Below are 14,430 nucleotides of genomic sequence, written 5' to 3'. Positions count from 1 at the left end.
CGACGAGCTCGGCGAGGTCGTGGCATCCGCCCGCACCCTCCGCGTCCAGGCCACGCGACACACGTTCAACGACGTGGCCGACTCCGACGCGGCGCTGGTGTCGCTCGAGCGCATGCCCACCCGCGTCCAGATGACCGGCGACCGGGTACGCGTCGAGGGTCTCGTGACGTTCGCGCAACTCGCCCCCGTGATCGAGGCCGAGGGCCGCGCCCTGCACAACCTCGGTTCGCTCCCCCACATCTCCGTCGCCGGCGCCACCGCCACGGGTACGCACGGTTCCGGTATCCACAATGGCAACCTGTCGAGCGCCGTGCGGGCTGTCGAGATCATGGATGCCGAGGGCCGGACGCACCGCATCGACCGGACGCACGCGTGGTTCCCCGCCGCCGCGCTCAGCATCGGTGCCCTCGGCGTCGTCACCGCGGTCGAACTGCAGACCGAGCCGACCTACCGGGTGACGCAGCAGGCGTACACCGGGGTGGCGTGGGACGACATCGTGGCAGACCCCGAGCGGGTCTTCGGCGGCGCGCGCAGTGTCAGCGTCTTCACGACGTGGGGCGACCCGGCCCACGATCTCGTCTGGGCGAAGAGCGACGACGGCTCACCCGATTGGGTCGGAGAGCTGGGCGGTCGACCCGTCGGAGACGACATCCACCTCGGACGGATCCGGACCGTCGACAACACCACTCCGCGCGGGACCGCCGGCCCGTGGCACACGCGGCTCCCGCACTTCCGCGCCGACGCCCTGCCCAGCGACGGCGACGAGATCCAGTCCGAGTACTTCGTCCCGTTCTCGTCCGCGCGCGAGGCCCTCGCGGCGGTGCGGGCGATCGCGCCCGCGTTCGACGCGCACCTGCTCGTCACCGAGCTGCGCACCGTCGCCGCCGACGAACTGTGGCTGAGCCCCGCGTACCAGCGCGACGTGCTCGCGATCCACTTCACCTGGCGCAACGACACCGCCGGCGTCCTCGGGGTGCTGCCCCGCATCGAGGCGGCGCTCGCCCCGTTCGACGTCCGGCCGCACTGGGGCAAAGCCTTCACCATGCCCGGAGACACCGTCCGCGCCACGCTCCCCCGCGCCGACGACTTCCTCGCCGCGGCGAGGGAGGCCGACCCGCGCGGCGTCTTCCGCAACGACTTCCTGCGGCGGACGCTGGGTCTCTAACCGGCGACCGGCAACCCGCGCAAGAACCCGGCGATCGCCTCTCGGAACCGCCCGGGGTCCTGGTTGGCCTCGTTGCAGTGCCCCGTCGCGTCGAACGCCACGAGTGAGACCTGCGGATGCCGCGCCGCGTAGGCCGTCGAACCGGTCACCGGTACCACCGGGTCGCGCAGACTGTGCACGATGAGGGTCGGCACCGCGGGCGCGGGACGCGAACCGTCGACCCAGTTCAGCGCGCGGGCGTCGACCGCCTCGATGAGCCCGAGCACCCGCGATCCGAGCCGGCTCTCGAGCACCCGCAGGGCGGTGGCACCGACCGAGCCGGGCAGGTGCACACCCCGCACCGCGCGGGCGACGATCCGGTTCCAGTCCAGGGCAGGGGCGACGAGCACGAGACCGGTGATCGCGCCGCGGTGGCGCGATTCCTCGAGCGCGAGCATCGCGATCGTGGCTCCCATCGACCACGCCACGAGCACGATCTCGCGCGCGCCGTGCTCGACGGCGTAGGTGATCGCGTCGTCGACGTCGCGCCATTCCCGCATCCCGAGCGACGAGGGCAGCGCCTCGGCGGGAGCCGCTTCCTCGTCACCCGCGTACGACACGACGAGTGAGGTCCATCCGGCGTCGTGGGCGGCGGGTGCCGAGCGCAGCGCGCCGGACCGGCTCGACCGCAAGCCGTGCACGTGGATCGCCCAGCGGGCGGCATCCGGATCCCCGATGACCCATGCTCGGGCATCGCCGCCGCGCCGGAGGGGGATCGCGACGTGCTCGGTCGGGCCCACCTCCTCGGGGGCCCCGATGCTCTGCGACGTCCATGCCCCTCGCGCGGAGCCGTCGACCAGGCCGTCCGGACGCGCGAGGATGGATCGGACGATGCGCGCTCCGTCGTCCCGCACGATCTCGCCGACCGTGAGGTGCGTGCCGTCGTCGAGCCAGACTCCGTACGTGCCCGGTTGCCGGCTCTCGGAGGTCGCGGGCACCGAGACCGTGTCGCCGTCGATCTCGACGGGGACGTAGGGCTTGGCTGCGCGCGGTGCGATCAGGCGCCGGGCGACGTAACCGCCGAGCGCGAGATGCACAGCGCCGACGGCCGCCGCGGCGATGCCGGTTCCGACGATGAGGCGGCGAGTCATGCGCGGTCTCCTGAGGTGGGGCGGGTGAGGTGGGTGTCGATGGCGTCAAGCAGAGCGCGCTCCTCGTCCCGCAGAGGGGTCGAGGTGGCGATCGCGTCGTCTTCGATGGCGACGCGCAGGGCGTGGAGTCGGGTGTCGAGTTCCCCGAACGCCGCGGGTCCGACCGGCACGCTCGCCGCGCGATCCCGAGCGAGCCGCTCGGCGCGTGCGAGCAGGCTCTGCCCCCGACGACGGATCTCTGCGACGGTCCGGGATGCCATGAAGATCCCGATCACGAACGACACCACGCCGAGATAGAACAACGGGTCGAACAGGGCGCTGACGACGGCGTTCGGGACGAAGAACCGCGTGAGGGTCAGATCGAGGACCTCGCTGAGACAGCCGAGCACGATGCCCGCAGCGCCCACGCGGAACAGCCGGCGTGCGACGGGGAGCGAAGTGCGCGCCGATCGGTAGAGCAGGACCCCGACCAGGGCGATTCCCGACATGTGCACGACGCCATAGGCCCACGCACCGGTCGACGTGCGCGCCGCCGTCTCGAGGAACAGGAACGATGAGGGACCGCGCTGCGGCATCGCCACGAAGAAGACCACGGCGAACAGCGCGGCCAGCGCCAGCGGGAAGCCCCACCGCAGAGTCCTGATTCGCGCACTCGCGGGCGCCGTGCCGGCCTGGATGCCGAGCCACAGCGCGACCATCGTCAGCACGTTCTGCACGAGTTTGAGCACGTTGGTTCCACCGAGCGGCGCGTCCATCGTCACGAGAGGGATGACGGTGCCCTGGGTGAGGAGAGCGATGACGCCCAGGAGGGCCGCGAGCCAGGCGATCCGCGCCCGCGGTTGCCGCCAGGCGACGCGCGCTCGCGCGATCACGACGAGCGCGAGTCCGACGAGCGCTGCGTCGATGAGCAGCGTGGTCACCATGACAGCTCCGCGACTCTCGGGCTGGCATACATCAGACGGGCGATGGCGTGCGCGACGTGTTCGGCCACGAGCTCTGCCTCGACCTGCGCCGTGTCGAGATCGGGATTGGTGTGAGGCGACACCGACGAGCGCTCGTGCACGGCGCCGCAGCAGTGCGCGTCGTCGAGAAGGTGGCCGAGTTCGTGCGAGGCCGCGAACTCCCGATAGACGCGTGCGTCGGCCGCGCGGACGTGGATGGTGCCCTCTCGACGATCGGGAAATGAGACGAGGAAGCCGGTGAGAGTGCCCCACGTCGCGGTGTCGGTCTCGGCGATGACCCGGATCCGGATGCCGACCGCGTCCTCGACGGCGCGTACGACCTCGTCGAAGGTCGCGCCCGGAGCGAGCTTCGTGCGGGCGAGCGCGCGATCGCCGCGCGTCCGCACGCGCGCGAGCATGTCGTCGGACGCCGTCACCGCCGCCTCCCCGTCCGGTGGATCATGACGCCGGCGGCCTGCCCCGGAGAGATCGGGCGATGGCGCGGAGCGCGTCGGGTGACATCTGACCGAGCGCACGGAACTGGATGCTCTCCGCACCCGCCTCGCGCATCGCTTCGCGCAGTTCGAGCTCGGCCTCCGTCCGATCCGTCAGGGCCTCGTCGGTGTAGTCGGTGAGGTACTCCACAGGCACATCGGCCCAGTGCGTGATGAGCCGCAGCACCTCTTCGTCGAGAACCACCGTGTTCGTGGTGGCGGAGAGCAGGATGCGCGCACCGTGCGCGGCACGGGGATCGACGTCTTCGAGATGAGCGAGCAGATCGGCCTCGGTCGCCGCGTGACTCGCGACCAACCGACGCACACGCTGAGCGAGCGGCCCCGCCGGTACGCGCATCTCGATGCGGGGGGCCGAATCGGGGCTCGCGAGCTGCTCGGGCGTCACCTCGAGGACGGCGGCGAGCGCTTCGATGTCGTTGGTGTTGTACGGCAGCGAGAAGCCCGCGCGCGACTGGTAGTAGCTCTTCGTCATCCCGGCGCGACTGATGAGCTCGCCGACGGTGAGCCCTTTCGCCCTCCGCAGGCGATCCACGTTCGCCACCACTCGCCGGGAGTACCGGGAGGGTGGTCCGACAGCACCGCGACCCACGCATCGATCGTAGACGACCCGTCTCTCGATCGTATTTACATGAATCGAAGAGTGCTATTTACGACCCCCTGTGCTTGGATGAAGACAGAGACATGGTGCGAGGCCCCCGACTCCTCCTTCGCTCACGCGCATCGGACGACCCCGGGCCCCTCCTGTTCTCATCAGCGGGCGCGGCGGCATTGGGGGACGCCGCGCCCGCTGTATCTCTTGCGGCGCGCGCACCTTCCCTCAAATCGGTAGCAGGACTACCCTCACTACCTTTTCTACAGCTCTTGCGCGCACGAATCGCACCGGATTACCCTCGACGGCATCCACAGTAGGTAGTTTGACTACCCGCTACTCGCCCTCGAAGACGACGGAGTCTCATGCGATCCCCCCATCCCCTACGCCGTTGGACGGCGCTCTCCACCACCGGTGCGGTGATCGCGTCCCTCGCGGTCGCGGGCACCGTGTCGCCGGCCACCGCCGACACGACAGCCACGATCTCGGTCGACACCGCCACGGTGGTGCAGAACGATTTCCTCGGCATCGGCGTCAACGTCATCCCGTCCGCCCTCATGGAGCGTTCACGCGGATTCGGATACTCGGATGCCGACTGGGCGGTGGATGCCGAGCGCATCGCCACCATCCGCCCCAAGGTCGCGCGCGTCTGGTTCCAGATCGACTGGATGGAGCCCGAGAAGGGGGTCTACACCTGGGACAGCGACCGGATGAAGGCTTTCTACGCCTACCTCGACGCGTTCAAGGCCGCCGGCACCGACATCGAGCTGAACTTCGGCTGGAAGGTCGGCTCGACCGTCCACGACTGGTTCGGCATCCCCGGCGTCGACCCGTGGACCAGCGCCCCGGCCGACAACGCCGCGTACGCGGCATCCGCCTCCGCTCTGATCGACCAGCTCAAGAACGTCCGCGGGTACGACAACGTCAAGTACCTGACCTATTACAACGAGCCCAACGGCAGCTGGGACTTCGAAGCCCCCGGTGACCAGCAGGCCGCCTACGTGCAGATGGCGCAGGCCGTGCACCAGCGGCTCGTCGCCGACGGGCTCCGCGACGAGGTCGAGATCTGGGGACCGGAGGAGACCGGCGCCCCGGCGTGGACCACCTACATGGCGCAGAACGGCGGCGACGCGTTCGATCAGTACAGCTTCCACACCTACGGCGACTCGTACGGCTCCGTCCCGACGAGCATCAACGCCCGCAAGAGCGTCGCCGGGGGCAAGCCGGTGAACATGTCCGAGTTCGGCTGGTCGGACGACAACGCGAGCGGCTGGGACTCGGGGTACGCCAACTACGTGATCGCGGGCGCGAACCTGGGGCTGCATTCTCTCCTGGTCTGGCAGCTCAACGGCACCTGGACCGTCGACCCGGACGGCGACACGAACGGCACCTACAACATGTGGGACGCCCTCCCGCTCGGCCTCGAGCCGCGCAAGACGTTCCTCTCCGCAGGGCTGCTGAACCGCTACATTCCGGCGCACAGCCAGGTGCTGCAGTCCAGCTCGTCGACGGCGGACGTGCGCACCGCCGCGTTCCGCGACGCCGCGGGCGAATACACACTGCTCGTGGAGTCGAAAGGTACCGCTCCGACCGACCTCGACGTCTCGTTCGGTTCCACGGCGATCGGCAAGGACTTCCACCGTGTCGTCTACGACAACGATCTCGTTCCCGATGAGAACGCGCTCCTGCCCGCCGTATCGGCCACACTGCCGGCGGGAACGGGCTTCTCCGACCAGCTCGACGAGGGGTACTCGTTCGCGATCTACACGACGGCCGACCCCGCCGTCCAGGTGCGTTTGAGCGATGCCGACCCCACGGTGGCGTCGGGTTCGACCCTCGCGCTCACCGCCGATGTCATCGACGGGGCTGCCGGCGTGACGTGGTCGGTCGACGGCACGGGCAACGGCTCCGTGTCGAGCGCCGGCGTCTATACTCCGCCGAGCGTCGACTCGGAGCGCGAGGTCGCTGTCCGCGCCACCAGCACCGCCGACCCGACGTCGTCGGCCGTCGCGATCGTGACCGTGACGCCGCAGCTCACCGCGAGCCGCGTCGACCCCGTGCAGTTCGATCTCGACAGCGGCGTCTACGCCGGCGCGGAGGTGCTGACCCTGTCGACGCCCACCGCGGGGGCGCAGATCCGATACACCACCGACGGTTCGGAACCGACCGCGAGCTCGACGCTCTACGAGCGCCCCCTGATCCTCCCGGAGACCTCCACGAAGCTCTACCGCGCCGCGGCCTTCGCAACGGGAAAGCAGGCCTCGGGCATCACGAGCCGCCTCTTCAAGGTCGGCGGCGTCTCCGAAGGCCCCGACGGCTACACCCTGTGCGCGAACGAGGGCGGGGAGTGCTTCTTCTCCGGTCAGCAGAGCGTGGCGTTCGGCGGCGACGGACTGTTCACCTACCAGGCGAAGACGGGCCCCGTCTCCTGCGACGCGGCGACACTCGGCGACCCGAACCCGAACGGGACGCAGAAGTGTTACGTCAGCCCCGAGCTGCCGTCGTCGTACCCGCTGGTGACGCTGACCAACGCCGGCTTCGAGAAGCCCGGTGGGACGAAGTCCAAGACCGGCCCCTTCACGAACGGCTGGACCTTCAACAGTCGCTCCGGCATCCAGAACGGCCAGGGACCCCTGGGGCCGCCGACACCGTCGGAGGGTCAGCAGGTCGGATACCTCAAGACGGATGCCGGGGTCCAGGGCACCATCTCGCAGGAGGCGGCGTTCCCCGCCGGGGAGTATCAGGTCGTCTTCGCCCTCTCGGGACGATCCGGCTACCCCGCGCAGAGCTTCGACGTGCTGTACGACGACACCGTGATCGGCTCGTTCGCGGTCGGTTCGACGAGCTCGTACGAGACCAAGCGGACCCCCGCCTTCACGTCCGACGGGGGTCGCCACACGATCACGTTCCGCGCCACCGCCCCCTCGGGCGACCGCACCGCGTTCCTCGACGCGGTCCGGATCGAAGCCCCGGTCCCGCCGGAGCCGGCGCAGCTGCAGAACACCGGCTTCGAGGCTCCGTCCACGACGGGCGTCAAGTCGGCTCCCTTCACCGAGGGCTGGTCGTTCGTCGGCCGCAGTGGCATCCAGCACAACGGGAGTGCCTTCGGGGCGCCGTCCGCGCCCGAGGGCACGCAGACCGCCCTCCTGCAGTCGCGTGACGGGCAGCACGGATCGTTCTCGCAGACGCTCGACATGGCCGCCGGCGACTACACGCTGTCGTATCAGGCGTCGCGACGCCCCGGGTACAGCGCGGTGCAGACGGTGCAGGTGCTCATCGACGGGGTGGTCGTCGACAGCTTCGCTCCCCCGACGGCGACGTTCACCTCCCACACCTCGCCGACGTTCACCGTCTCGGCGGGCGACCACGAGATCATGTTCCGCGGGTCGGCAGCCTCGGGAGATGCGACGGCGTTCATCGATCAGGTGGTGCTGTCGCCGATTCCCTGAGTCCGGACGACGGCTTCAGGAGCGGGGGCTCGGGCGGTGCGCCCGGGCCCCCTCGCGTCGGTCGGCGGGGATACCTTCCCCTCGAACTGGCGGAACGGGTGAGACGCCACCGGGTCGCGGGCGAACTGCAGCGCGGTCACCCGCGGGAAGACGCGTCGCGACCAGACCGCCCGGATTCGTCGCGGTCACACTGGGAGGTCGACCCCGCCTTCCCGAGGACCGCCGCATGTCTTTCACTCCCCCACCCGACGAGCGGTGGATTCCCGTGGCGTTCGGCGCGCTCGACGCGCGTGGCATCCCGACCCTGGCCGCCGAGGCGGACGTTCTCGCTGTTCCGATCGTCCCCGGGCCGGCGCTCTGCCTCGTCGGCGACGGCGCAACGCTGTGGCGCGAGCTCGTCGGTCACGCGCCTCGCACACCTCGCGAGTTCACGCCGGAAGAGAACGTCGTTCTCGAACATCTCCGAGACAAGGGTCTGGTGGTCCTGGGGCGAACCCATCCCGCCGCGGTGACGCGCCTCGATCCTCCGGCGCTCTCCTCTCCCCTGCACGAGCTCGTCTACGCCCTCGTCCAACGCGTCGCGGCCTCCCTCGGCATCCGGTGCGTGTTCGTGAAAGGGCCCGCCCTGCATCACCAGGGTCTGCGTGAGCGCGAGCATTCCGGCGATGTCGACGTCTGGTGCGATCCCGCCCGGTGGGATGAGCTGGCCGCCGCTCTCGCCCCCTGGGGGTGGGAGCGTGAACCCGACCCGTGGCGGGGCACCTCCGTCCACCACACCGCCACGATGACGCCTACGTCCTGGGGGTGTGAGATCGACATCCACCGCCGCTTCCCCGGGCTGACGCTCGACGACTCCGAGGCCTTCGAGGCGGTCTTCGCGACCACGACCCACGTTCGCTACGCCGGCGTCGCGGTCGCCGTCCCCACGAGGGATGCGCACGCCGTCCTCGCCGCTGTCCATGTCGTCCGACCGGAGATCGGGGCGGGGCCACGATCGGAGACGACGTCCGCGTCCGCGAAGAATCTGCTCGCGGCGGCTGACGATCCTCTCCGACATGCGAGGGATCTCGGCGCCATCGCGGTGCTGCGGGACGAGCTCTCGATCATCACCGGCAGGCGGGTGCACGTTCCCGAAGACGCGGTGCCCCGCGACTGGGCATGGCGCGGTCGACCCGACCGTCTGCGCGCGTACTGGACCGCCCTGCAGACCCTGCCCCTGTCCGCTCGTCTCCGCGTCGCCCGCCGCCTGCTGTGGCCCGACGACGACGTCGCGCTCGCGTCGGAACGTCGCGCCGGCGTCGCGATCACCTCGGCCTCGTCAGCGCGACGGAGACGGCTGACTCGCGCCGCCCGCGCCTGGGTTCGAAGCCGATTCCACGGCAGCCGGAGACCGAGCGATGAGTGACTCGTCACGAGACGTCGCAGGGCGACGAGCCCACATGTCCACAACAGCAGGAGTCTCATGACGTTCCTCACACTCGCCGTCTGTCTCGGCTGCATGATCGTCGTGCTGCATGGGACCCGTGAGACAGCTGCGGCCCGAGCGGTCGGCGGGAGCGTGGTCCTCGCGGCGCTCGTTCCCGTGATGTCGGTCACCGACCAGGTGTCTTCCTCGACCGCCCTGCTGACCGTCGTGCTCCTGTGCGCGACCGCGCAGGTGCGCTCGGGCTTCCGCCCGGCGAGCGGCACGCTCTGGGGAGCGGGGATCTTCGCGCTCTTCGGCGGATGGTTGATCCTCCGAACCGTGGGGCAGTTCTCCGCCGATTCGACGATCCTGAACATCGCGATGGTCAGCACGGCGATCGCTGTCGCGATGATCGTCCCTCACCTGCGTCACGCTGATCTGCGGCCGCTCGCCACGGTCTTCCTCGTGCTGAGCCTGATCGTGACGGTGTATGCCTTCTGCGAGCAGCTGAGAGTGGTCGATACCGCGTGGCCCCTGCGCCAGAGCTCGCTGGAGAGCATCGACGAGCGGGCGAACGTGCTCGTACCGTGGTTGACGGGACGCTCGCAAGCCAGCTTCGGTCATCCGATCCCCTTCGCCGTTTTCCTCAGTGTCGCGACGCTGGTGCTTCTGCACGCCGCCATCGAGACGCGGCGATGGCGATTCGCCCTCGGTGCCGCTGTCAGCCTCGCAGGACTCTCGCTGTCGGGAACGCGCAGTGCCGTCGTGGCTCTGCTCGTCGCTCTGCTCACCTATCTCGTGGCGAACGTGCGGTGGCGTCGATTGCTCGCCCTCACCGCACTCACAGGGGTCCTGAGCATCGGTGCTCTCCTGACGGACCTCCCCAAGCTGCTGTCCCTCGATGACAGCTTCGGATCCTCCGTGTCCTTCGTCCACCGGACACTGGTGGCCGACTCGTGGTCATCGCTGTGGTCGCAGCCGGACGCGCGGTTGTGGATCGGCGCCGGCGCCGGCGGCACTGCCGAGCTCTTCCGGTCCGGGGTGGTGCGGGGTGCGCGGAATCTCATCTACTTCGACAACATGTACATCTCACTGTTCGCCCTGTTCGGCCTGACCGCTCTGGTCCTCCTTGCCGGGGTGTTCCTGTGGGCACTGCGCGGCGGAGCGCTGGCGATGTCCACCACGGCCTTCCTCGCCGTCATGGGTTTCTCGTTCGATGAGCAGCAGTGGCAGATCTCCTTGATCCTGCTCGCCTTCTCGGCGTTGATGCCGCGCTCGTTCGGTTCGCTTTCGCGTCGTCAGTCGGCCCTCGCCGCGCCGGGATCCCCCATGGCTGACGCGCCGTTCTTGAGACCCCGTGACACGATGACCGCCGAGAGCGCGTAGCCGAGCGTCGCCGCGGCCTCGGTGGTGGCCAGCGCGAGGGGGATCCCCGCGACCCCGACCGTGGGCACAAGGAGGAACGCGGTCCCCGCACCGCACACCAGCCCGGCCGCGTCAGCGACGACGACGGCACGCGTTCGGCCCAGCGGCACCAGCACGTTTCGAACGAGCGGCGTGCCGAGCGACACGAAGAAGAACGCGACCGCGTATCCGACGAAGAGCTCTTTCGTCGCTCCGAGGTGGCCGCCGAAGAGGACCGCCGTCGCCCACGGTCCGACGAGCCCGAGACCCGCGGCGCCCAGCACACCGAGCACCGTGTGGAGGAGAAGGGCGATGTGATGTCGACGTCCCCCCACGCCGGCTTCGAGCACCCAGTTCTGCAGGGCATCGCCCAGCGCTGACACGCTGAAGAGAGAGTAGCGATACAGCCGATCGGCCGACGAGAGCCTCGCGACGGTGCCGGGATCGCTTACGAATGTCGCCGCCGGGATCGGAGCGGCGGATCGGACGCCCCCGAGGACGACGACAGCCGCGCCGGGGGCGCTCAGACGCAAGGCACCCGTGAGAGCAGCGCGGCCGGGCCACCGCGGGACGGTCCAGCGGAAGGTCCGCCGGTGGAAGACCGCTTGGGTGCCCACTGCCCCGACCAAAGCGGACACCGGGTACCAGACGGCATGACCGGTGAGGGCGACGACGATCGCTCCCAGCGTCAGAAAGGCGAGACGAGGTATCACCTCGAAGATGGTGATCATCCCGGGGCGCCCGCGGCCGATGGCGTACCACGTCATCGACATGCCCGCGAAGGCGGCAGAAGCGCACATGGAGATCGCCAGCACCGCGTTCCCTGCCGGAGAGAGACCCGCCGCCACGACCGCGGCACTCGGAGTGGCGGTGAGGAAAACGCCCGCTCGCAGCCACCAACTCGCCGCGTAGATCTCCCGCGCCCCCTCTTCGCCTGCGGCGAGCGCCACCGCCGGCGGGCCCACCACCTGCCAACCGAACATGGTGGCCGCCGTGGCGAACGAACCCACCGCCTGTCCGATGCTGAGGGCCGCCCACTCGTCCGCCGTGCACGAACGCGTCACGATCCCCAGGAGCAGTAGAGGAGCGAGGGAGGCGAGCAGCGGGAGCGAACCGAACCCTACGAGTCGCCCCAGAAGGGCTCTCATTCGATCAGACCGGAGACGAGGGATGCCACCGACCGATACTCCTCGGCGATGCCACAGCCGTATGGCACCCTGTCGCCCGCTCCTGAGGGTCACGGCAGAGGGGCGGACGGGTGACGAATCGGGTGAGTCATCGCGACCGAGAGTCCACCGCCTGCGGGCTGACCGGCTCGCGGATGCGCTACCGTACGCGCCACACCCGGACCGCCTCTTCGGAGGAAGCACCAGCGGTGTCACCGCTCCCCCGTAGAACGGACGGATGCCGACCCCTTCCACCACCTCCTCCGCAGACGGCCGGGTGACCGTCGTGACCGTGACATACGGCGACCGATGGGACTCCGGCCTGTCCTCCACGATCACGTCCGTACTCGCAGACGAACGGGCCGACGTGATCGTCGTCAGCAACGGCGCATCAGTCGGAGTGCAGGAACGGCTGCGCGAGTGCGCGGATCGCGCCGAGGGACGCCTTGAGGTGATCCTGTTCGCGAGCAACAGAGGCTCAGCCCCCGCGTTCAGCGCGGCCCTTGCGGCGGCGTACCGCCGGGACACGCCCGTCCTCATCCTCGACGACGACAATCCTCTCCCCGCGGGTGCTCTCCATGGTCTTCAGGCCGTCGCCGCCGGACTCGGTGCCGGTGACGGTGAGCGTGTTGCCGTCGCGTGTTTTCGCGCGGTCAACCCGGTCCACACCCGACTGCGCTCCGGCGTGTCGCCGAGGGTCGCTTTCGCCGAGCTTCGGCCCGGTGCGTTCCTGTCGACGGACGTCTTCCGTCGCCGTGTGGTCGCCAGAACGTCGTCGATCACCGACGTGCGAACCGAACTCGGCGTCTTTCGTGTGGTCGACCTCCCGAACGCCATGTGGGGAGGGCTTTACCTCCCCCGCCCGACGGCGGCGTTGTGCGTGCTGCCACCCGAGGACTTCGTCCTGTACGCCGACGACAACGCCTTCTCCGCGCGTCTGCGCGCCGCGGGAGTCGACATCTGGCTCTGCCTCGACATCGAGATCCGCGACACCACCGACTGGCGAGCCACCGCCGAACCGCCCCGCAGCCGCTTCCGCCTGCCGCGAATCCTCCGCACCGCGGACGCGGATCTCTGGCGCGTGCGCTACCAGTACCGCAACGCCGCGTTCCTCAGCGCCCAGCAAGCAGGTTCATCCCCCGCTGCACGCGTTCGCCTCGCGGTGAATGTCGGTGTCCGGCTCGGACTCCTCTTCGTCGCCGCCGTGATCGCTCGACGCCTCCCGGTCTTCCTCGCGATCCTGCACGCCAGCGTCGACGGGCTCCGGGGGCGGCTGGGGCACAGTTACCCCCTGCCCGGGGACGGCGGCCGGATCGGAACCTGAGCGCGCGGCGAGGTATCAGCGGTCGATGGCGCGCCGATAGGTCGCGAGGGTCTGGGCGGCCATCCGTTCCCACGAGTATTCATCCGCCTTTCGGCGCCCCCGGCGCACCAGCTCCTCACGCAGTTCCGGGTCGTCGAGGACTTCGGCGAGCGCCCGCGCCATCCGCTGCACGTCACCGGGAGGGAAGTATCGCGCGGCATCGCCGTAGACCTCGGGAAGACAGGTCGCGGAGCTGCTGGCCACCGGGCAGCCGTGTCGCATGGCCTCCAGGCCGGGCAGGCCGAATCCCTCGAAGAAGGAGGGAAACGCGTACACCGACGCGTTCTCGTAGAGCCAGCGCAGTTGCGCATCACTGACGTAGCCCGCGAAGTGCACCCGGTTCATGAGGTCCGGCCGTCGTTCCCTGAGGAGTCGGCCGTCATCGTCGATCCGCCCCGCGACGACCAGACCGACATCGGGATGGGTGCGACGGAGCTCTTCGACCGCCACGGCGAGTCGCTCGAGGTTCTTGTAGGGCACCTGGTTGCCGACGAAGAGGACGAAGCGCGAGAAGGGAACGGTGACGACGACCGCGGGCTCCGAGATGGGGTCCGCCGCGGGGTAGGTCAGCACGATCTTCCTCTCGGGCACCCCGGTGAATCGGCGCAGGTCACGGCCGCTGTAGCGGCTGACGACGACGTTCGCGCATCCTCGGTGGGCGACGACGGCGAAGGCCACGGCTCCGACGGCGCGACGGAGCAGAGACACGAAGAGCGGCTTCTTGCGGTTGTGGATCTTGAGCAGCGTGAGGTCGTGAAAGGTCGTGATCCTCGGGGCGCCGAGGAGAACGGGCTGTTGCTGCATGCAGAAGTGCACGACGTCCGGCTTCAGAGACCGAATGAGGCGCGCGAGATCCGTCTGCTCCGCCCACGAGAAGAACGGGGCGTCCGATCCCACGGCACGGAATCGCGGCGACGGTGGCACCCATTCCGCGAGGCGGTCGGCCGGAAGCACCAGCGTGTAGCGGTTGTCGTCATCGGGGCAGCGGGCGAGCCACTCGACGAGCTTGCGGATATACCTCCCGGTCGTCGTGAAGTACCCGCGCGCGTCGAGAACGATATGGGCCATGGCTCCTCCTGCGACCCGCCGACTGCGGAAGCGACGGCCGCTCGGGTCATCGTGCCGGACGCCCGCTCGACGGCCCGCAGCGCCCGTCCGACCTCGATCGGGCGAGAGCGATCTGACACCGAGGTGAGTTCGGTCGTGAACGGGGTCGCGGGCTCCCGGGGTGGGAGTTCCGAGATGACGAGTCGACCTCGGCGGGATTCCCCCGCTTACGCCCGGAACCGGATGCCAGGAACCG

Annotated in this window: 11 protein-coding genes; 5 read left to right on the top strand and 6 right to left on the bottom strand. The window is 69.6% G+C overall.

The features are described 5' to 3' along the window. On the top strand, positions 1-1,165 hold a 1,165-nt coding region (locus NS283_RS12380), incomplete at its 5' end, for a D-arabinono-1,4-lactone oxidase (protein WP_058597172.1). On the opposite strand, the gene NS283_RS12375 is transcribed toward NS283_RS12380, so the two are convergent. Genes NS283_RS12375 through NS283_RS19255 form a run of 4 tightly spaced genes read right to left on the bottom strand, consistent with a single transcriptional unit; the run spans position 1,162 to position 4,283 of the window. Continuing rightward, positions 1,162-2,295, bottom strand: a complete 1,134-nt coding sequence (locus NS283_RS12375) for an alpha/beta hydrolase (protein WP_058597171.1) — start codon at positions 2,293-2,295, stop codon at positions 1,162-1,164. The two genes, NS283_RS12380 and NS283_RS12375, sit on opposite strands and share 4 nt — an antisense overlap. Then, positions 2,292-3,218 (bottom strand): hypothetical protein, encoded by a 927-nt coding sequence (locus NS283_RS12370; protein ID WP_058597170.1) that lies wholly within the window; start codon positions 3,216-3,218, stop codon positions 2,292-2,294. Before NS283_RS12370 ends, NS283_RS12375 begins: the two co-directional genes overlap by 4 nt. Then, entirely contained in the window at positions 3,212-3,673 is a 462-nt protein-coding gene (locus tag NS283_RS12365; RefSeq protein ID WP_058597169.1) for a hypothetical protein, read from the bottom strand. The genes NS283_RS12370 and NS283_RS12365 overlap by 7 nt, the downstream gene beginning before the upstream one ends. A 22-nt stretch (positions 3,674-3,695) precedes the next feature. After that, positions 3,696-4,283, bottom strand: a complete 588-nt coding sequence (locus NS283_RS19255; protein ID WP_241490441.1) for a helix-turn-helix domain-containing protein — start codon at positions 4,281-4,283, stop codon at positions 3,696-3,698. Positions 4,284-4,705: 422 nt separating this feature from the next. On the opposite strand from NS283_RS19255, the gene NS283_RS12355 reads away from it, so the two are divergent. From NS283_RS12355 to NS283_RS12345, 3 genes are all read left to right on the top strand, one after another. Next, positions 4,706-7,789: a chitobiase/beta-hexosaminidase C-terminal domain-containing protein gene (locus tag NS283_RS12355; RefSeq protein WP_081317417.1), complete on the top strand. Its 3,084-nt coding sequence runs from the start codon at positions 4,706-4,708 to the stop codon at positions 7,787-7,789. Positions 7,790-8,015: 226 nt separating this feature from the next. Continuing rightward, entirely contained in the window at positions 8,016-9,194 is a 1,179-nt protein-coding gene (locus tag NS283_RS12350; RefSeq protein ID WP_193752678.1) for a nucleotidyltransferase family protein, read from the top strand. A 57-nt stretch (positions 9,195-9,251) separates the two neighbouring features. Continuing rightward, positions 9,252-10,580: an O-antigen ligase family protein gene (locus tag NS283_RS12345; protein ID WP_058597165.1), complete on the top strand. Its 1,329-nt coding sequence runs from the start codon at positions 9,252-9,254 to the stop codon at positions 10,578-10,580. On the opposite strand, the gene NS283_RS12340 is transcribed toward NS283_RS12345, so the two are convergent. Then, positions 10,493-11,746, bottom strand: a complete 1,254-nt coding sequence (locus NS283_RS12340; protein WP_058597164.1) for a lipopolysaccharide biosynthesis protein — start codon at positions 11,744-11,746, stop codon at positions 10,493-10,495. The two genes, NS283_RS12345 and NS283_RS12340, sit on opposite strands and share 88 nt — an antisense overlap. A gap of 256 nt (positions 11,747-12,002) precedes the next feature. Here NS283_RS12340 and NS283_RS12335 point away from each other — a divergent pair, with 256 nt between their 5' ends. Further along, positions 12,003-13,088: a glycosyltransferase gene (locus NS283_RS12335; RefSeq protein WP_081317415.1), complete on the top strand. Its 1,086-nt coding sequence runs from the start codon at positions 12,003-12,005 to the stop codon at positions 13,086-13,088. 15 nt (positions 13,089-13,103) lie between these two features. Here the strand turns inward: NS283_RS12335 and NS283_RS12330 are convergent, their stop codons facing one another. Next, positions 13,104-14,195, bottom strand: a complete 1,092-nt coding sequence (locus tag NS283_RS12330) for a glycosyltransferase family 4 protein (protein ID WP_058597162.1) — start codon at positions 14,193-14,195, stop codon at positions 13,104-13,106. Positions 14,196-14,430: the final 235 nt, after the last annotated feature.

It is taken from the genome of Microbacterium testaceum (assembly GCF_001476285.1).
GTDB classification, from domain to species: Bacteria; Actinomycetota; Actinomycetes; order Actinomycetales; family Microbacteriaceae; genus Microbacterium; species Microbacterium testaceum_B.
Note: the sequence above shows the minus strand (reverse complement) of the source record. Positions and strands in the feature narration are given on the sequence as shown.